General features: G+C 49.4%; 20 protein-coding genes, 2 tRNA genes and 1 pseudogene. 8 read left to right on the top strand and 15 right to left on the bottom strand.

Annotation, left to right across the window (positions count from 1 at the left end):
• Positions 1 to 180 precede the first annotated feature (180 nt).
• A complete protein-coding gene (locus SYNCC9902_RS07255; protein ID WP_011360228.1) occupies positions 181 to 1,323 on the top strand; it encodes a site-specific integrase in 1,143 nt (380 codons plus the stop codon).
• Positions 1,324 to 1,336: 13 nt separating this feature from the next.
• The gene (locus SYNCC9902_RS07250; RefSeq protein WP_041425072.1) at positions 1,337 to 1,525 is read left to right on the top strand and encodes a hypothetical protein; all 189 of its coding nucleotides are present in this window, start codon (positions 1,337 to 1,339) and stop codon (positions 1,523 to 1,525) included.
• 251 nt (positions 1,526 to 1,776) lie between these two features.
• On the opposite strand, the gene SYNCC9902_RS11795 is transcribed toward SYNCC9902_RS07250, so the two are convergent.
• Positions 1,777 to 3,318, bottom strand: a complete 1,542-nt coding sequence (locus SYNCC9902_RS11795) for a M10 family metallopeptidase (RefSeq protein WP_011360227.1) — start codon at positions 3,316 to 3,318, stop codon at positions 1,777 to 1,779.
• 671 nt (positions 3,319 to 3,989) lie between these two features.
• Here SYNCC9902_RS11795 and SYNCC9902_RS13005 point away from each other — a divergent pair.
• Together SYNCC9902_RS13005 and SYNCC9902_RS07240 are read left to right on the top strand one after the other, a co-directional pair.
• Positions 3,990 to 4,070: pseudogene (locus SYNCC9902_RS13005) on the top strand (hypothetical protein); the annotation flags it as partial.
• A 214-nt stretch (positions 4,071 to 4,284) separates the two neighbouring features.
• Positions 4,285 to 4,506 carry a photosystem I reaction center subunit IV gene (locus SYNCC9902_RS07240; RefSeq protein WP_011360226.1) on the top strand — a complete coding sequence of 74 codons (222 nt, stop codon included), beginning with the start codon at positions 4,285 to 4,287 and terminating at the stop codon, positions 4,504 to 4,506.
• 58 nt (positions 4,507 to 4,564) lie between these two features.
• On the opposite strand, the gene SYNCC9902_RS07235 is transcribed toward SYNCC9902_RS07240, so the two are convergent.
• Entirely contained in the window at positions 4,565 to 4,921 is a 357-nt protein-coding gene (locus SYNCC9902_RS07235; RefSeq protein WP_011360225.1) for a DUF2834 domain-containing protein, read from the bottom strand.
• Between the two features lie 268 nt (positions 4,922 to 5,189).
• Positions 5,190 to 5,534 carry a hypothetical protein gene (locus tag SYNCC9902_RS07230; protein ID WP_011360224.1) on the bottom strand — a complete coding sequence of 115 codons (345 nt, stop codon included), beginning with the start codon at positions 5,532 to 5,534 and terminating at the stop codon, positions 5,190 to 5,192.
• A gap of 84 nt (positions 5,535 to 5,618) precedes the next feature.
• On the opposite strand from SYNCC9902_RS07230, the gene SYNCC9902_RS07225 reads away from it, so the two are divergent.
• Positions 5,619 to 5,885 (top strand): hypothetical protein, encoded by a 267-nt coding sequence (locus SYNCC9902_RS07225; protein WP_011360223.1) that lies wholly within the window; start codon positions 5,619 to 5,621, stop codon positions 5,883 to 5,885.
• A gap of 61 nt (positions 5,886 to 5,946) precedes the next feature.
• On the opposite strand, the gene SYNCC9902_RS07220 is transcribed toward SYNCC9902_RS07225, so the two are convergent.
• From SYNCC9902_RS07220 to SYNCC9902_RS07165, 11 genes are all read right to left on the bottom strand, one after another.
• Positions 5,947 to 7,440 carry a hypothetical protein gene (locus SYNCC9902_RS07220; protein WP_011360222.1) on the bottom strand — a complete coding sequence of 498 codons (1,494 nt, stop codon included), beginning with the start codon at positions 7,438 to 7,440 and terminating at the stop codon, positions 5,947 to 5,949.
• A 378-nt stretch (positions 7,441 to 7,818) separates the two neighbouring features.
• Positions 7,819 to 8,253, bottom strand: a complete 435-nt coding sequence (locus SYNCC9902_RS07215; protein ID WP_041425069.1) for an HNH endonuclease — start codon at positions 8,251 to 8,253, stop codon at positions 7,819 to 7,821.
• A 175-nt stretch (positions 8,254 to 8,428) separates the two neighbouring features.
• On the bottom strand, positions 8,429 to 8,890 hold the full coding sequence (locus tag SYNCC9902_RS07210) for a hypothetical protein (protein ID WP_011360220.1): 462 nt from the start codon (positions 8,888 to 8,890) through the stop codon (positions 8,429 to 8,431).
• A gap of 304 nt (positions 8,891 to 9,194) precedes the next feature.
• Complete coding sequence (locus tag SYNCC9902_RS07205) at positions 9,195 to 10,241, bottom strand: carbamoyl-phosphate synthase (protein ID WP_011360219.1); 1,047 nt, start codon at positions 10,239 to 10,241, stop codon at positions 9,195 to 9,197.
• Positions 10,242 to 10,422: 181 nt separating this feature from the next.
• Positions 10,423 to 10,746, bottom strand: a complete 324-nt coding sequence (locus tag SYNCC9902_RS07200; protein WP_011360218.1) for a hypothetical protein — start codon at positions 10,744 to 10,746, stop codon at positions 10,423 to 10,425.
• Between the two features lie 239 nt (positions 10,747 to 10,985).
• Positions 10,986 to 12,029 (bottom strand): VapE domain-containing protein, encoded by a 1,044-nt coding sequence (locus SYNCC9902_RS07190; RefSeq protein WP_156771097.1) that lies wholly within the window; start codon positions 12,027 to 12,029, stop codon positions 10,986 to 10,988.
• A 162-nt stretch (positions 12,030 to 12,191) separates the two neighbouring features.
• A complete protein-coding gene (locus SYNCC9902_RS07185; RefSeq protein ID WP_011360215.1) occupies positions 12,192 to 12,500 on the bottom strand; it encodes a hypothetical protein in 309 nt (102 codons plus the stop codon).
• A gap of 9 nt (positions 12,501 to 12,509) precedes the next feature.
• Positions 12,510 to 12,752, bottom strand: coding sequence for a hypothetical protein (locus SYNCC9902_RS07180; protein WP_049749440.1), 243 nt, complete (start codon positions 12,750 to 12,752; stop codon positions 12,510 to 12,512).
• Positions 12,753 to 13,097: 345 nt separating this feature from the next.
• Positions 13,098 to 13,171 (bottom strand) — tRNA-Pro (locus SYNCC9902_RS07175).
• 13 nt (positions 13,172 to 13,184) lie between these two features.
• On the bottom strand, positions 13,185 to 14,330 hold the full coding sequence (locus SYNCC9902_RS07170) for an NAD(P)-binding protein (RefSeq protein ID WP_011360213.1): 1,146 nt from the start codon (positions 14,328 to 14,330) through the stop codon (positions 13,185 to 13,187).
• Between the two features lie 198 nt (positions 14,331 to 14,528).
• Positions 14,529 to 14,600: transfer RNA gene (locus SYNCC9902_RS07165), tRNA-Lys, on the bottom strand.
• A gap of 93 nt (positions 14,601 to 14,693) precedes the next feature.
• Here SYNCC9902_RS07165 and SYNCC9902_RS07160 point away from each other — a divergent pair.
• From SYNCC9902_RS07160 to trmFO, 3 genes are all read left to right on the top strand, one after another.
• Positions 14,694 to 15,200 carry a gamma carbonic anhydrase family protein gene (locus SYNCC9902_RS07160; RefSeq protein ID WP_041425449.1) on the top strand — a complete coding sequence of 169 codons (507 nt, stop codon included), beginning with the start codon at positions 14,694 to 14,696 and terminating at the stop codon, positions 15,198 to 15,200.
• A 179-nt stretch (positions 15,201 to 15,379) separates the two neighbouring features.
• The gene (locus SYNCC9902_RS12715; protein WP_037988830.1) at positions 15,380 to 15,502 is read left to right on the top strand and encodes a photosystem II protein Y; all 123 of its coding nucleotides are present in this window, start codon (positions 15,380 to 15,382) and stop codon (positions 15,500 to 15,502) included.
• A 48-nt stretch (positions 15,503 to 15,550) separates the two neighbouring features.
• Positions 15,551 to 16,933, top strand: a complete 1,383-nt coding sequence (gene trmFO / locus SYNCC9902_RS07150) for an FADH(2)-oxidizing methylenetetrahydrofolate--tRNA-(uracil(54)-C(5))-methyltransferase TrmFO (RefSeq protein WP_011360211.1) — start codon at positions 15,551 to 15,553, stop codon at positions 16,931 to 16,933.
• On the opposite strand, the gene SYNCC9902_RS12500 is transcribed toward trmFO, so the two are convergent.
• Complete coding sequence (locus tag SYNCC9902_RS12500; RefSeq protein ID WP_156771096.1) at positions 16,889 to 17,137, bottom strand: hypothetical protein; 249 nt, start codon at positions 17,135 to 17,137, stop codon at positions 16,889 to 16,891. The genes trmFO and SYNCC9902_RS12500 overlap by 45 nt on opposite strands.

Here is a 17,137-nt window from a genome sequence, read left to right as displayed (position 1 = left end):
GGGCAATTGAGTGGTGGTCTTGATTTATCCAGTCTGTCACTCAGTTATAGCAGTCTTTCTGTGTTGTCTCCTGTCACCTGCTGTCAACAGATATTTGACACTGACCACACGCTCACCACACACTAGGGGTAGCAACATGCCTCTTCTGCTTTGGGAGTTATTCGCCATGCAGAGCCCTGGGTGAAGCCTTTTCGCGATCAGGTTCGAGCCTCCACGGCGTCTGATTGGTGGGTGCTCAATAACCGTGGACGGATGCGCTTGCAGGTCAAAGGAGTAGGCAGTATTTCCCTCCCGTACCCATGGACCCTTGAAGGCTCGACTCAAGGGCTGCCTCGCATTCAGCAGATCTTCAAGCGTTGGGCAAATGGGCAGATCACTCTGGCTCAGGCTGCTCAGTCCGCAAATACCTCCAGCAGCCATCAACAACTGAATTTCAGCCAGTTGATTGATAAATATCGGCAGTTTGTCCCTAATGCGGGCGAGACCACTTGGAAGACGTTTTACCTGCCCGTCCTGCGTAATTGCACCAAGGCATTCAGTGACCGACCACCAGTGGACGGTGAAGCTCTTTGCATCGCATGCCTGCAGCAATGGGAGCAGGGTTCACGGATGCGCCAAACCAGCCGCCAGAAGCTTTATGGCTTCCTGAATTGGGCGGTGCAGCGTGGACACCTGAAGCCCATTTACAGCCCGCCTGCGACGTTGCCAGAGGTGCTGAAGCCCAAGCGTGTTGGCTATCCCCTCAGCGATGCACAGATCCTGCAGTTGCTCGACAACCTCCCTGAAGGCGACCCCCACAACCAATGGCGGTTTGCCATTCAGCTTTGTGCTGTTTATGGGTTACGCCCTGAAGAACTGAGGCACCTGCGAATCAAGAGCGGGGCAAGCGGATCTGAACTTTGGACGATTTACCGCAAGTCGATGGGCGGTACCAAGGGAGCCAAGACCGAACCACGGCGATTACATCCGTTATTGCTTCGTGATGCCGATGGAACGGCGATCGATTGGAACCTTCAGGCGCGTTTGGCAGTGTGCGAAAAGCTGCCGCCGTTGAACCGTGAAGGTGATGGAGGGCAAGCGTTGAATCAATACCTGCGCCGCCGTGAGATGTGGATGGCACTGCGAGACGAGGCAGAACACAACGGCGAGCAATTAACGCCGTATTCCTTTCGTCATCGCTATGCCAAGCAAGCCCATGCAGCGCGTCTAGCTGTGGCTGAAATCTCAGAAGCTATGGGTCACACCATCGAGGTTCATCTGAAGAGCTACGCGAGGTTCAAGCCAGACAAGACCGCCGCCAACTTCGCAGCTGTGAATATTTAGCGCCACTTCGCTGATGCATGACCCTACTTTCCGTGTTCAAGAGCTGAATCCATTTCAGGAATGGCATCTGCATGGTGCTGCGGATGACTTTGAAGAAGCTCTGAAAATGGCAGGTAAAATTTGCAATCAGATAGGGGTCCCAGTTCGAGTGCTCAATAGAGCCGATGAATTGGTGGCTTCTTTTGAGCCACAAGATAATTAACGCCGCCTTCTCAGCTCGACAGAACCGATATTCCGTAAACCAACTTCTCCCGATTTGCGGATGTGATCTCAGTACTTCTCTTCAATTCTGTTGATTGAAATTTTTTTAGTAGCGCGTTGCAAATAAACTTCCGGTATTACAAACAGTGGAAGGATCCCTCGATCCATCGAAGGAAACAGTCTGGACTTATATGCAGCACGATGCATTCGTTTACGTAGGTGCCCCGTTCTTAGAACAAGGTCCCTGTGTGTTTAGATAATATTTACACCTGATTGATTGAGTCGGCCTTCGTAATTCTGAACAATGGCAATCAGGTCATTATTCTGATTTATTTCTATCCCTGCGTTGACACTTATTAGCTTTACCCCGGAACTTTGTTGGAGTAAGATTTTGTCGATTCCGCTATTGAAGTCCTGGATAATGGCGTGGCCTTTACCTTGCTGAAGTTTAAAAATATCTTGGCCTGAGCCACCAATTAAGACGTCAATTCCGTCTTTGCCAGACAAAGTATCATTTCCGGCATTTCCTTTTAGTGTGTTATTAGCTGAATTTCCTATAATCGAATCATTGCCTGATCCACCTATTCCATTTTCGATCACCGTATTAAACGCAATACCTAGATTGCCATGCTGTTTGTCCGACCAATTTTGGTCGGCAACATCGAAGGATAGTGTTGAGAGTTGTCCGCCATTAAGGTTGACTACGAGATCTTTTTTGAAGTTGCTTAAATTTATTGTATCAATTCCGGATGCGTCCCAAATTGTTTCGTAAAAGGGAATCGTATTTGAATATTTATAAATAGTATTTCCTTGTTGGAATTTAGTATTGGCCCCATAGAGATACTGTAGTCCAGCAATATCCCATGTCATAGGAGTAGAGCTTACGCCGTAATCTTTTCTAATTTCACTTCTACCAAACTCCGCCAGTGAAGATGCGATTTCTCCATTATCTTTGAAATATTGAGTGAATTCTGCGCGATGGGAGAACTCATCTGCCATCAATGTATATTCTCGATTGCGAGCAAATTTGGGAGTCACTCTTTTGGGGTTGTCAGGATGCTCTAAGCCAAGTGCATGCAATATTTCATGCAACATTACTGCTGATGGCGTTGCAGGTCCGACATTTTCGACCAATCCAGTACTAAAGTTATCCTTGGTAAAATTTTTGTTAAACCAAATATCTCCGCCGCGGGGTTCAGGGTTTGGTGTATCCGCTGTAGCGTAAATACCAGGTCGCCATTTTCCTGCCTCATCCGTAATTGTGTTGAATCCAATCCGAATAGTTCCAACAGTATTATTATCGGGCACTTTTATAAATCTAATATTTGCGTAATCGCTAAGTGACTCAAATAGCTTTGCTATGTCATTCTGTTGTTTCTCGCTAAAGTTGGCATAGGGTACAATTGTCTCTCGCCTATCATCGCCATAGTCAAGTTTTGACTTGGTTGTCATAAAGCTGTAAGTGAGCAGAGTTGTATTTTTTTGTTTCTTAAAACTGCTATCGCTGATCCATTTTGCTGGAATTCCTGGTCTGACCCATCCATTCTCTTCTAGTGGAATACCTGTATTGAGCAATGCATTTTCATGGATCTTGTTACTCCATTTTACGTCGACAATATTTTGCTTGCTTTCATTCCAGAGTTGCTTATTATTAGATGCATCGGCACTTGTTCCTTCGGAATTAGCTATTTCATTGTTGACTTGAGTATTTCTCCCTTTCCTGTTTTTTCCTCGCTTATTTTTTGCTCTTCCATTTCTTGATCGCTTGCTCTTGTTTCGCTTATTTTTTGCCACGTGAAAAACACTTTATTCAAGATCTTAGCATTTTTATTTTCGGTTGATAAAGCTGGCAATTAATTCTTTACTGTTTTTCTGACTTTTAGAACAGCCCAGATAATTAGTTGTATTTGCATTCTTTTTTATACTCATCATCCCAGCTCTATGCCATCCATCTCATTCCTCTGGCTTCTTGCGTTCTGTAATCACAACTTGTTCTTAGACGTGGCATAGGGCCATATACATTAGGGTTTCTCTTTGGTGCAAACTGAATTCACCACCCTTGTCCATAGTGATGATTGTGAATGGGGTTACAAGCTCTGCTAGGGCGTTGTGTTGCATCTCTAGCTATCTTCGTGTAAGTGGCCGAAAAATATAATCAATAAGTCGTTAAAATAGATAACAAAATTAATTTCAAAGAAGCGAATAAGAGAGGCGTTCTAGGCATCTGCTGAAGAACGCATAAAGGTGCAGCCCCTGGGTAGGAAGGGGCTACAGCCTCTCTCAGACCCACTGAAAGTTCCCATCCCGGTGAGTCCTATTCATCGTCTTGGGGTCGATGAACTAAGTGAATTCTTGCTTGCCTAGCACGTCTAATGCATCCACTCATTACGGCTAGTGGTATCGGAAGAGCTAACTCAAGGTTCAGACCAGTTGAACGGTCTAGGAGATAACAGAGCCAGAGCCTCTTTCAAGTGGCAGATATTGATTCAGGATTAATCCTTTGGGTCAATGCTGAACGGGGCACGTACATCTTTGCAATGGTGTGACGAAACAGCTTGTCGCTTGTAGCCATTGGATACACCGATCTGTCAGTTGTGATGCAGATCGGAGTAAACGTGCGATCAAGGTTTGAAGAGTTCATCGATTCCTCCCGATGAATAGTATTCATCGGGAGGATATTCCTGATGGATTTCCTTAAAGCTATGGATCCCTTCGTTCGGGGATTCATGCTTTTGTTATTGACGTCTTTTTACTGTTTCTATGGCCATTGCTAAAGGTTCGAAAGTTCGGATCAAAAGGAAAGAATCCTATTGGTTTAATGAGGTTGGCGTCGTCGTATCTCGCGAGAAAGAACCGAATAAATCTCGATACCCAATAACAGTCCGATTTGAAAAAGTAAATTACAATGGAATGCAAGGTGTTGATGGAGGGTTGACAACTAATAACTACGCCGAGAGGGAGCTAGATGAAGTTATGGAATAAGTTTGTCAAGGCGCAGAAACTTTCTTATGCGTAAAGGATGGCAATACTTCAGACCCTTTCAAGCTTCGTTCTGAGCTATTAGTTTTTCCCGATTAAACATGAATAGGCCGAATGAGAAGGCAAAAGAAATTGCGAATGTGAAAGGAATGTAGAGGTACCAACGTTTCATACCAATGCGCATGCCTTCCGCTGCGTAAAAGATGAAAGAAGCAATTAGTACCAATGTGAGGTCAGCTGCGATGAAACCGGCTGATGCATTGGCCCAGACTCCAGCTGAAAAAAGGTTGACGATTTCAATCGGATCGGTGAGGCCCAACACCTCTGTTTCCTTAACGAACTTGTAAATGCAATACCAAGGCCAGCCGATTCCGGCGGCTGTTATTGCTCCATAAAGGCCAAGGCGTAGCTTTTGCATAACTGAACGTCGTTTCGCTAATACTCCCACCGTAGAGGACCAAAAATCGCTTCAAATAAGCGTTTTGCTTGTATCAGAGACGTTTGTCTCCATCTGTTTCCTGTCTCAATAACTAGGAGGAAGATTTTCTTGGTGCTGAAAGGGCTTTTGCTTTTCTCACGCGTGCTCTCAACCCAAAAGCCAAGTTATTGCGCCAGTTCGATGCGTTGCTCCATTGGGTTCATGGCAAGGACGGCACCGATGCCAAGTCGAAGGTTGATCCAAACCCTCAGGGTGCTGGAACTCCTGTAGAGAGACAGACTCTGACGTTGTTCTGGCCTTTGGCGACAACCCAGAGTGTTCTTCGATTTAGGACCATAGGAATACCGGTTTCTACCGCGTCGAATTCAATGGTGCTTTCGCCGAAATAGGCATTGTCTTCATAACCGTCAAAGCCCAACACCGTGGTTTCAACAGTTCCTTGGGCTTCATTAAGGATCAGATCAATGGCCCCATTACTAGGACTTGAGCCTTGGTGGTCTTTGAAGTCACATCGCAAATAGGTGGGATCTGCACTTGATGCGAGAGGGCCTGCCAACAACACAGCAGCAGCGATGGCGGTGAGTCGTTTCATGTGATCAGGTTCTCATCGTTGATGGGTTAGTTCACCTCTTAATTAGAGGAAACAACCAAGATGAAATGGCTTTGATGAGCAGCGATGGCAACCCGAGATGAGATCCGCGCTGTCTTTGCTGACCCTCGGCTCGATGGGATGGATCGTCTCTATGACGCCATCGGGGAGATGCTGTTGACCGGTGCTGAATTTGAGAACGCCTACTCGTTGGTGATTGCAGCAGGGGACGTTCAAGCCACCACCTGGATCAAGTTCTGCGTGCAATGCGCCACCCGGTTTGATGACCCGCCAGAGGAGTCAGAGTTTCTGGCGGTGCTGGAGGAGTTCAGCCGGACACATGTTGGGGCGTGATCAACTACTAACAAACCCCGCTCGTGGCGGGGCTGTTTGAGAGGTAACTTTTGAATATTGCTCAGACCGTGGTCACTTGTTTAATATCACTAATTCCAACAAGCAGCATTATTTGGTCGCCTGAATCACCTGTAAATATCAAGCCTGATTCAATATTGCTCCAGACACCATCCATTGCAATCTCAACATAATCTTCTCCAATGGTGTAGTCCTGTATTTCAGCATATCCTTCTCCGGGTACTCCACGGAATACATCCTTTCCACGATTACCCCACACTTTCCCTTGACTAACAGAAATCACATCATTGCCTTTACCAGACCTATAAATCACACCAGAGGCGGAGCCGGTGATGATGTCCGCACCACGATCAGCTCTTATTAAGGTGCCTGCTTCAGTCTCAATAACAATAAATACATCGCTGCCTTTTCCTCCTAAGTATTTACCAATGCCACCACGCAAAACAATGGTATCTTTACCCCTATTTCCATGAACATAATTATTGCCACCTATTACCTCAAGATAATCATCTCCTCCCATCATTCGAGACTTGATATCTGATTGCCCTATTAGTGAGTCTTCAGAACCAGTGAATTTTGTAAATCCATCGGTGGTTTGAACACCAATTGGCGCAAGTGATGTTGCCGAATACGGCTTAGGTACTGGCGTAAGCTTGCTCGATGGTGAATAACCTACTGGGACTGTAAGATCACCATTGAAATCAATTGAGGCATTGAATGGCATTATCCCATTGGGATCATAATAATCGGATCCGATGGGTAATTTTGATTTCTGATCTAGATAATCTGATCTTGATTGCAATACGTAGGGTACAGGATTTTTGCTATAGAAAGGACTTTCAGGCGTAGGAAGTTTTCCCTCAAGATCGGTAGTGTCGCCTTTGTCTCCATAAATATCTCCAATCCATCCATCAATCAGTTTGTTATTATAGAATGTGGAAAGCATATTCCATTGTTTTCCCTCTGGTGGCTTATCGTTGACTTTTTCTAGTGCTGGGATGCCTAATGGTGTAATTTTTGCATTGACTTCATCAACAATACCTGAGGGCGGAAAGTTTAATCCTTTAACATAGTAGGAGTCAAAGACAGGAATGATTTTAGTGTTTGGATATAACTGATTTGCCACCCATAGCATTATGGTAACTAAAGCATAATTTTCTGCAGCATCTGCTGGATTCTTCATTTGAAAGTTTTGGGCGTAAAACCAATTTTTTGGATCTTCTGGCCGTCCATCATTCAAGCTTGGATCAAGTTCGATAGGATATAGTAACGCTGCGTTTACAATTGCGGATGCTTTGGCATCTCCGCTCAGCCTGCTAATCGTATTTAATTTCTTATTAATTAAGCCCCAAGTCTCTGCGGCATCTCCACCCCCATTGAAAGCGGCACTCATCCCAAAAAAACGCTTGCTATCGTTTATCTCTTTTTGTCCTGCTAAACTAGTTTCACCTATAATTGCTGAACCGTTTGGTGTATTTGTGTAGGAACTAATAGTATCTAGAAAAAACGCATAAGGCATTGCGCTTGATGTAGTCATCTAGTTGCATGCAATTTATTATTCTAGCCAAGACTTTGTTTTTGACATTAGCTTGTTAAGCTGGCTTCATTGAAATATGATCATAATTTCTTTCCAGCTACGCGAATTGTATGATTTATGCAGATTGTATATTTTTTCTCAACTCTTTATACTTAGAAGTGAATGCTTTAGGGATAAATTTTCTAAACTGAAATGGTTAGAGTCTTCAAAGCATTTCAATGTTGGCAGAAAGTTTTGTGATTTGATGTTGTTCAAGCTTTCGTGTTGGCTTTATTGGCTTACTGGCGCTCCACCCCACTCCCGCATTTTCTTGTCTGTCGATCCAGCTTGCGGCGCATTCGAGCGGTAGTCCCCAGTTCAGCCCCCGTGTTATGGGAATCAGGCAGCTCTCCTTTTCCACGAGTCGTATTCCGTTGGGGTCTTTGCATCTTTCTCCTGATTGCAACGAGCGCAAATCAGATCCAAGTTTGAAATGTCGTTGGTCCCACCACGGGCTACTGGAATGGCGTGATCAACCTGCGCATTCACACCAAGGGGGGTTTGGCAATAACGACAAATACCATCAGCTTTTAGGTACAGCTTGATCTTCTGTTCGGCAGTTGGAGCCCAGCCATCAAGTTTGTTCTGGCGCCGCTTGTATCCAGCATTTGCTTTTTGAGGATTCTTTTTTCGCCAAGCTTTGACTCTTTCGCGTTCACATTCGCGGCAGTTCGGTTTGAACTTGCCATTGCGTGAGTAGTGCCCGAAAAACTCGCGAGTGGCAGGGAATGATTTACTGCATACGGAGCAGCACTTCTGAAAGAGATTCTGCATCAGTTTTTCCGAATTAAATACTGTGAGAGTTGTTGTTTTGTGTATTGCATGAGAGTACAAGTATTAAAAGAACTTTTATTTGACATCACTTCACCTCCTCCGCAATAGCCTTCCATTGGACAAGTCCTTCAGCAGCAGCAATCCTCTCTTTAATCACCATCATTCGATCAGATGTCTAGTTGTCTCTATCCACGATCAGCCCAACTGAAGCCGCAGCAATCATGAGGAAGATGTCTTCATCAGATCCATTGCTCTCTCCAAGCTGGAAGACTTCATCAGTGCTGCTGCAATAGACGCCAAACTCACCTTCATGGTCAGTGCATCCAATCCGGTAGTGGTATGAGCTATTTGAAGGATCGTTGCGGTCAGTCCATGTAAAAAGAGTATTCACCCAAGATCCACTCCATTTGATTTCACACCAGGGAACTGGACCATTTCCAAATAATTGCCATCCAGTTTGAAAATATCCATTGATTTTGTGGATGATTGACTGTTGGTAGACCATCCGAAAGTGTTGCTCTTCATGCATGAGAGTTCCCCAATAGGCATGACGAATAGCATTTTCAATCTTAAACTTGCACGTGTCCCAAAGATTCCAGTGGTCAAAAGTAGGTGCGTATTTAGAAATAGTAGTCATCGATTTACTTCTTTGCTTTGACTCCTCAATTCTCTGCGAAACCGTAAGTTCTCACATCACCCAAACGGGTAGTCATTACGCCTGATCTACCCCCCAAACGGACTAACCCGCAGGCATCTCCTCAATGCCAATAGTGATCAATTGTTCACAGCAAAAACCCCGCCTTGCGACGGGGTGAAGTTTATTTAGTGCCAGGTATCAAAGGCTGATTTAAGGGTTTATGGTGTTGGTTGAAGAAATAAAAAGCCCCTGTGGTCGCAGGGGCTTTGAATGATAAGTTGCATCCAGGGTCTTAACTAATTATTCAACAACATTTTATCCCCTTTTCTCCTGTTAATTCATCTCGTCCTTTTTGCGTTGCGAGCCTGTCGTCCGAGGAACAGTCAGGTATACAATAGGTATTAGGTATGCACTTAAAATTGTCTGAGCTGTCGTAACCACCGTCACAATCGTGCACCCTCACATCCCTGTTGCTTGGTGTTGATGTTAATGCATTGATTACAGGTAGTTGTTGAACTTCTTTGCGCTGGGCTGTTGTACTTGCACCACCAAAGCGAACTTTAAGGTCTGCAGAAACTCTGGTGTCAAATGCCTCGTCGTAAGAGACATTCACACCAGCTGTAACTCCACTTGTCATTTCATAAGCCAAGCGTCCACGCACACCAGAACCATCGACATCTTCTTGATCGCGGTGTTGGTAGTAATAACCAGCTGATGCTTTTAAAACAGGAGTGATGAAATAACCAGCATCCAAGCCATAGGTGTTCAACGCACCAGCGTCATAGACGCTATTGAGCTTCTGCTCGACATCACCCACAGGGATCAGTCCATAGCCGTTCAAGGTCCAGCTGTTGGAGACTGCTTCTGCGTTCAGTGCGATCTGCTGGAACCCGACAGTCTTTTTGTTGGTGACGCTGATACCAGTGTCAGTACCACCAGATTTCACTGAGCGGCTGTCATATCCGCCATTCAGCCCAAACATCCAGCTGCGATCGCTATTCAGCCAGCGGTAACCAATTCGGGTTGAGGTGGAGACAGTTCCACCAGCAACGTCGGTGTTGATGATGCTGCTGTAGCCCTCACGATCAGCAAAGCTGGCGTTGACCAGTGCATCCAGGAACCACACGCTGTTGTCACCAACAGACAGCGGAAGGAAGCCACCGATGCCTGCTTGGTTCGGTGTTCCTGCACCCTGGAGTGAACCTTGAAAGCCAATGGTGGGTTTGACGACATCAGCGAGGCTGATGCTCATCACACCAAGGTCGTCAGCACTGCCCTCTTGCGCAGTAGCAGCCAGTGGTGCAACAAAAGCAGCAGTGGCAAGCAACCCTGCAGAAAGACGACGCAGCATCAAAGGGAAATTGGACTAATCGAATGGTGGCGTGACAGGGCAAATGCTGCCTAGTGAAATGACCAGTTTCAGCTTTGCTTTAGCCCGCAGGCCTCTCACAAACGCCAATAGTGACGCGCCTACCAGATACTCAATCTTTTCCTGTTCTGTAAACGCCTAACTTCCATATCCATTGTCGTCCTTACCCATCTAGAAGTCTTGTGAGCTGCGCCTGAAGCTTCAGAGCGCCAACTGCATTGCTGTGCTGTTTGGTTCTGATGCTGGCTTCGATGATCTCGTCTAAGAGCGCCAAACGGCTGCCTAAGAAGTCGGAACGATCAACTGAGTAATCATCCCTGATGATCTCTCGGGCCTTTGCGAGATAGCGGTGAGCTGTGCGTGGATCGACCCCCCATTCTTCGGACGCATAGCGACAAACGTAACTCGATGTTTTTGCTGACGATAAAAGCTTGACGATGGTATGAACTCGCCGATCAATTTCTGCTGCGTCGCTCTTCTTACCCATTTATTAATTGTATAAGATTCAAATTATTTTGCTTTTCGAGCCAAGTCTTTCTTGATTGATCTTGTTGGTTTCTTGCGTGGCTGCACCTTATAAGTGTCGTTGGCACAGCGGCACAGAGGAAATCAAAGACTCCTCCATACCGCTTAATCAGCTTCAACATTCCAATAAATGCTGTGCTGTGTGCCAAATACCTCAAATCAAAGTCTTGGTCGTGCTTTGCAATGGCACACACTCAGCCGTCAGCTAGTGCCAGATGTGTCGCTCAATCGCCATTTACGGGATCGACCAAGATTCGGATCACGTGTGGCATTGCGATCTTGCACAAAGCCCAACTCCCTGAGGCATTGGCTCATCAGGCGCATCTCGGTCTGCCCTGGAGGGCGCCCCTCGCATACGCCTGATTCGTTGATCGCAAACCGCGTGTCAAAGCCACCCTCTCGCCCTTTGGCTTTCAACTTGCCAAGACATTCCTCTTCAACAGCAGAGAGGTAGATGTTCTCGCTTCGGAAGCCCTCATTTCTCTTATCACTGACGGACTGCTCTGCCTGCGACAGACAAGGATTTAAGCCTTGTTTGAACTGGGCAATTGCAGCCTTCCAAATGCGGTCTCGATCCCTGCTGATCTTGCCGGTATCGATGACCCGTTGACCGAGGTCAACAACCCAGAAACGCCTATCACCGGTGTGATCCCGAAGGAACTCATCACCGTTGACGGAGGCCACCATGATCGATCGCCTCCTAAGCCGTTCATAAGTTCTTCCATAAGGCACACGGCAAAGATCGACTCTTGTTGTGATGTGGTTTTTAAGGGCTCCTGTTGATCGCTTTCCTGTGATGTGTTCCAGCTCTGCGAGTTCAGTGATCACTGCTCTGTGGAGTGCAACGGTCATGTCCTTGGCTTGGTCATGAGTTGATGAGGAAATCCAATCGGGATTTGGCACAAGAGCCAAAAAGCTGCTGCTTTTTCTGATTCCCTGAGCGCCCTTAAGCGTCAGTACAAAGTCGAACTGACAGCCAGGCTTGAACACTCTCCAAACCACTCCTCGAAGAGCCGCGGCCCACATGGAGTCATAGAGACCATCGCTGGTCCCGAAGTAATCCTGAGAGAACATCGATAGCTCAATCGGTGTGATCGAATCATCTTTTTCAATCCGCTCGAAGTACTGCTGAACGGGATGAAAACGCTTTTCCCGAGCGACCTTGAGAACACTGTCGAATGTCGTCCTCGGATCAGCGTTGTAACCCTTCTCAGAGAGTCCGATGTAAGCCTCCTCAATCTCCACAACGGGGAGGGAAGCCTGATCAAGTTCGACTTCTTGAGTCAGCTCATTGAATGCCAGCTTGTACGGCGCTGATCGCCATAAAGAACAAAGTTCTGCTGGGGTTAATCGTCTCTTTCTTGACTCTTTGCAGGAGTCCAAATCTTGAGTGAGATGTGCCACGACTCAGGCCCTCCCACTTTGGATCGGAGCTGTTGCCTCGTCGTAAATCTCGATTGCTTGTTGGCGACGATTCCGTTCTGCCTTGCGTGAAGCATCCTCTTTTTGTACCAATTCAATGGTGCGTTGACGCTGCATCTCCCTGATTTCAGGGATGTTGTAGACGACGGGACCACCAATGGATCCAGTTGAATAAACCCAATGCGTTCCAGCATCGAGCCTGCGCTCACGGCGCATATTTCTGAGGGTGCAGGCCTTTATGTGCAGAAGTTCTGCAGCATCGGGCTCATGCACCCATTCGGGCGTAGTGGACATTGCGGGCGACTAGATAAGCCCCTTGGCTCTGAGCACAGCAGCCTTTACACCTTTCAACTCAGACCAGCGCTTGAGGCACTCCTCTTTGGAGGAGTAAGGATGCCAGTCTTCTGCAGCCAATTTGCGGTCGATGATTTCGACACTGCGTTGGATCTCTGCACGGTCCTTTGGTCCAGACAGCCTGATGGCGTGTCCGTTGACCATGACCTGAGTCTGGGCTGATTCGGCGTAGCGGTCCTGCTTTCGTGCCATTGCACAAGGGAATGAACAGAACCCGTCGCTCATCAGCCCGCCAGACAGAAAACAAGTTTCTCGGCAGTACGACCCGCAATTGCGGGGGGTAGCCAGGTCGAGGACTTACTTGGTCTAGGACCAGCCTTGCCTCGGATCGCGACTACCGCGTTTCGGATGAATCAATCCTGAATTGATCACCAAATCCTGTCAATAGAAATCACCAGATGCTCAGAAAGTCGTGTGGTGGGCAGTACACGGCAAGGTGGTTCACCACACGCTCACCACACACCTGCGCTTAAGCAATAAAAAACCGCCCCTTGCGGAGCGGCGGAGATGTCAGTTGGGGGCTGACTCATTTGCGAGTCGGGGAGACAGGATTCGAACCTGCGGCATCTTGCTCCCAAAGCAAGCGCGCTACCAAACTGCGCCACTCCCCGGCACCTCAACAGATTAACTGTCGGCGGTCAGCCGTTCGGCAAGAGCAACACCGCTGCGGATCGCTCCTTCGCCTGTTCCGAAGTGAGGGCCTTCAATCCAGTCGCCGCAAAAACCAACGGCGCTTTGGTGGCACCACTGCAAATGACTCGGAACGGGGTGGTTCAGAGGTTGTGCTGCTCCCCAGCGCATCACGCCCATCGATCGTGCTGATTTCAAGGCCTTGCGAAGGGCAGGCCAATGCAGGAGGAGTTCAGGCAAAACAGCTTCTAATCGCTTTTCTTCGGACTCAAGCAAGACCGGCTGGGTGCTGGGATCGATCGTTGCACCGTTATGCAATCCATGAACCACCAAGCCAAGCCGTGCATCGGTCTGGCGATGCAGCACGATCCGCTCTACTCCCCAGCGCTTTTGTGCATCTGGGTTTAGCCCGATCTGCCAGGGAAGCGCAGGTGTCTGCAGGTTTACATCACCTAAATCGAGCATCAAGTTCCAGCGAACTGTGGATGCACTGGCCTCCAATGTTGTAAGGACGGCATCCAATTCAGGGTCGACTCCTTTAGGGACGGCAGTTCGCAACGGCACATCGTTCCACTGGAGCATCGCCAGTGACCGTGGATGGGCAAGCAAGTTGCCACTCAGAACGAGGCGCTTGGCCTTGAGTTGCCAGCCTTCGGATTGATCCGACAGCATCCAATGGTCTGCGGGGCGTTTGAGCCATCGCACCCGTGTTCCGAAATGACTTTCGAGCTTGTTTGAGCTTTGCCCTAACAAGCCCTCACAGACACTCGCCATAACGGGTCTTCCAGTCCACCATTGGCTAGTAGATGGGGATGCTGGATCAATGGCCACCACTTGGCCGTTTGCATCGATCGCCACCTCATGGTTCACAACGGGTTGCAGCGTTCCCGCGTTTCGCAGCGGTTCCAGCAATCCATCAACGGCGGATGGAAGGGATTCACTCAGCTTGATCGCTGGAGCTCCGTGGTTGATGCACCACCGCGGATCTGTGCGACTGCGACGACTGGCTGTTCGTCCTCCAGGACCTCGTCCGGCTTCCACTAAGGCAACACGACCCTGATATCCAAGCTTCTCGAGTGATGCCACGAGGCTGCATCCACCCAGCCCGGCTCCAATAACAACAAGGTCGTAGTGATTCACGCGATGCGATTACATCCAGTAGCGCTCAGCGGCGGCCCTTGAGAAAAGACCTCCCAAAAGAGCTAATAAGATCGTGACTCCGAAAAAGATGAAATAAGCCATTCGAAATCGTTGACCACAACTATGAAGTAGTGGCTTTCTAACAGCCTAAAAAAGAAGAAGGACGATGCGTCTTGAGACGGCATCATTCCGTAAGAATGGGTCGCCTGAGATTCGAACTCAGGACCAGCCGGTTAAAAGCCGGATGCTCTACCGCTGAGCTAGCGACCCTTGCCCGCTTGGGCATGCCGAATCCGGCACCAATGGAGAGTATCACTTGGTATGCCGTCAACAAACAGACTGTTGGGCAATGACATTCCAGCCATGCCAGCGCAGATCCCGTGGCCGAATCCTTCGATTGCTCCTTCGGCATGGGTGGCTCCAAGCGCCGTGGTGATCGGAGCTGTTTCAATGGCGGATGGAAGCAGCCTTTGGCCGACGGCGGTGGCACGGGGAGACATGGCCGCCATCACCATCGGCGCTTACAGCAATGTCCAAGACGGTGCAGTGCTGCATGGCGATCCGGGGCAACCGGTCTGGATTGGCCAAGAGGTCACCGTTGGTCACCGTGCCGTGATCCATGGAGCGACCCTGAAGGATGGCTGTTTGGTGGGCATTGGCGCCATCGTTTTAAACGGCGTCACCATTGGCGAGGGTGCCCTCGTCGCGGCAGGTTCTGTGGTGACGAAGAACGTCCCTCCACGAACGATGGTGATGGGGATTCCGGCCAAGGTTTGTCGAGAACTCTCTTTGGAGTGTGTGCAGGAGCAGCAAGCCCATGCTCGTCGTTACTCAGATTTGGCTCAACTGCATGCGCAGCGCCTGGAGTGATTGCATCGAAATGGATCAGCTGGAAGGAAAAAGCGCGATATCTGACGTGTTGTCCGTAAGATCACCGAGCGCATTTTCAAGTTGCAAGCATGGTCCGAGTTGCTCTTGGCCTGGTTCTGATCCTTGCCATCGTCGGTTACTCGGCCTTCAGTGTGATTACCACTGGCCAAGTGCTCGGCATTGACGCCCGTGTCTTCCTCGTGATTGCTCCAATCCTTGCGGCGCTGAGCTGGGCGGCCTTCAACATCGGCCGTGCTGCCGTTGGACAACTGCAGCTTTTGTTAAGACGCAGCCGCGCCTGATTCAAGCCTTTAAAAATTCGTAGGCTGAGGGCTGCCTCGGCCACTCCGTTGCCCAACGATCGATCCGTCAAGCGATCCGTCACTGTGTTGGGGGCAGGTCTTGCTGGCACTGAAGCTGCGTGGCAAGTGGCCTGTGCTGGCATTCCAGTCACCTTGGTGGAGATGCGGCCGGTGCGTCGCTCGCCAGCCCATCACAGCAGCGATTTTGCTGAATTGGTGTGCAGCAATAGTTTTGGTGCCCTGAGTAGCGATCGCGCAGCTGGATTGTTGCAAGAGGAGTTGCGACGGTTGGGCTCCCTCGTGATTCGCACAGCTGATGATCACGCCGTTCCTGCCGGTGGTGCTCTCGCCGTGGATCGCGGTCGTTACAGCGCCGCGCTTACGGAGATCCTTGATCAACACCCCTTGGTGACGATTGAACGTCGCGAGCAGATGGACCTGCCGGAGGTTGATGCCGTCACCGTGCTCGCGACAGGCCCACTCACCAGTGAGTCGCTAGCCAACGATTTGCGGGGATTTACCGGCCGAGACGACTGCCATTTCTTCGATGCAGCGAGCCCCATCGTTCATGGCGACAGCATTGATCTCAATTTGGCTTTCCGAGCAAGTCGCTACGACAAAGGCGACGCGGATTACATCAACTGCCCGATGAATAAGGCCGAGTTTCTCGCGTTCCGCGAGGCTCTACTGGAGGCAGAACAGGCGGAACTCAAGGATTTTGATCAGGAGAGTGCCAAATTCTTTGAGGGTTGCTTACCGATTGAGGAGTTGGCTCGTCGTGGTGAAGACACGATGCGCTATGGCCCTCTGAAGCCCATTGGTCTTTGGGATCCCCGCTGGGGAGACGTCAACGACCGTGACGTGCGGAGGGCGAAGCGTGCCTACGCCGTTGTTCAACTGCGTCAGGAAGACAAAGACGGTCGCTTATGGAATCTTGTGGGTTTTCAGACCAACCTCAAATGGGGTGAACAGAGGCGGGTCTTACAGATGATTCCCGGTTTGGCCCAGGCGGAATTTGTTCGGTTTGGGGTGATGCACCGCAACACCTTCCTTGAATCCCCTCAGCTGCTGGACCCAACGCTGCAGTTCCGCACACGCCGGCATCTCTTGGCCGCAGGTCAGATCACGGGAACCGAGGGGTACGCGGCGGCGGTCGCTGGTGGTTGGCTCGCGGGAACCAATGCGGCGCGGCTTGTGCGGGGTTTGGATCCCATCGCGTTGCCCAACACCACGATGGCTGGTGCTCTCACCCACTTCGTGAGCGAAGCCCCCACAAAGAAGTTTCAGCCCATGCCCCCCAACTTTGGGCTGCTGCCAGACCTGCCCGAACGGATTCGCGACAAACGGGCCCGTTACGGCGCGTATCGCGATCGATCCTTGGCTGATTTAGAGCCGATTCGTGCGCTCATCCCAGAACCATTGCTGGCATGACCCCTCTCCACCGCTTCGGCTCGACGTCTCGAACTGCGCTTCGGGGTTTGGGCTAACGCGGTGATGCCCTTGGCTGGGCTGTCGGCTCACGTGCTGATGGGTCGTCTGCGTTGATGCTCGATGGCCCAAGCGGCAGGCTGCAGCGCAGACCAGTGTGTGGAGATCACGCGCGCCGTGTTGATGCAGCAATTGGTGGGATTCCAC

The sequence above is a fragment of the Synechococcus sp. CC9902 genome (assembly GCF_000012505.1).
In the GTDB taxonomy this organism is placed as follows: domain Bacteria; phylum Cyanobacteriota; class Cyanobacteriia; order PCC-6307; family Cyanobiaceae; genus Parasynechococcus.
The sequence above is the reverse complement of the archived record's forward strand: the minus strand, read 5'-3'. Positions and strand labels throughout refer to the sequence as shown.

Coding starts and splice junctions, on each gene's coding strand:
- SYNCC9902_RS07250 (WP_041425072.1), top strand. CDS start 1,337: ATGCATGACCCTACTTTCCGTGTTCAAGAGCTGAATCCATTTCAGGAA.
- SYNCC9902_RS07240 (WP_011360226.1), top strand. CDS start 4,285: ATGGCCATTGCTAAAGGTTCGAAAGTTCGGATCAAAAGGAAAGAATCC.
- SYNCC9902_RS07235 (WP_011360225.1), bottom strand. CDS start 4,921: ATGCAAAAGCTACGCCTTGGCCTTTATGGAGCAATAACAGCCGCCGGA.
- SYNCC9902_RS07230 (WP_011360224.1), bottom strand. CDS start 5,534: ATGAAACGACTCACCGCCATCGCTGCTGCTGTGTTGTTGGCAGGCCCT.
- SYNCC9902_RS07225 (WP_011360223.1), top strand. CDS start 5,619: ATGGCAACCCGAGATGAGATCCGCGCTGTCTTTGCTGACCCTCGGCTC.
- SYNCC9902_RS07220 (WP_011360222.1), bottom strand. CDS start 7,440: ATGACTACATCAAGCGCAATGCCTTATGCGTTTTTTCTAGATACTATT.
- SYNCC9902_RS07215 (WP_041425069.1), bottom strand. CDS start 8,253: ATGCAGAATCTCTTTCAGAAGTGCTGCTCCGTATGCAGTAAATCATTC.
- SYNCC9902_RS07210 (WP_011360220.1), bottom strand. CDS start 8,890: ATGACTACTATTTCTAAATACGCACCTACTTTTGACCACTGGAATCTT.
- SYNCC9902_RS07205 (WP_011360219.1), bottom strand. CDS start 10,241: ATGCTGCGTCGTCTTTCTGCAGGGTTGCTTGCCACTGCTGCTTTTGTT.
- SYNCC9902_RS07200 (WP_011360218.1), bottom strand. CDS start 10,746: ATGGGTAAGAAGAGCGACGCAGCAGAAATTGATCGGCGAGTTCATACC.
- SYNCC9902_RS07185 (WP_011360215.1), bottom strand. CDS start 12,500: ATGTCCACTACGCCCGAATGGGTGCATGAGCCCGATGCTGCAGAACTT.
- SYNCC9902_RS07180 (WP_049749440.1), bottom strand. CDS start 12,752: ATGGCACGAAAGCAGGACCGCTACGCCGAATCAGCCCAGACTCAGGTC.
- SYNCC9902_RS07160 (WP_041425449.1), top strand. CDS start 14,694: ATGCCAGCGCAGATCCCGTGGCCGAATCCTTCGATTGCTCCTTCGGCA.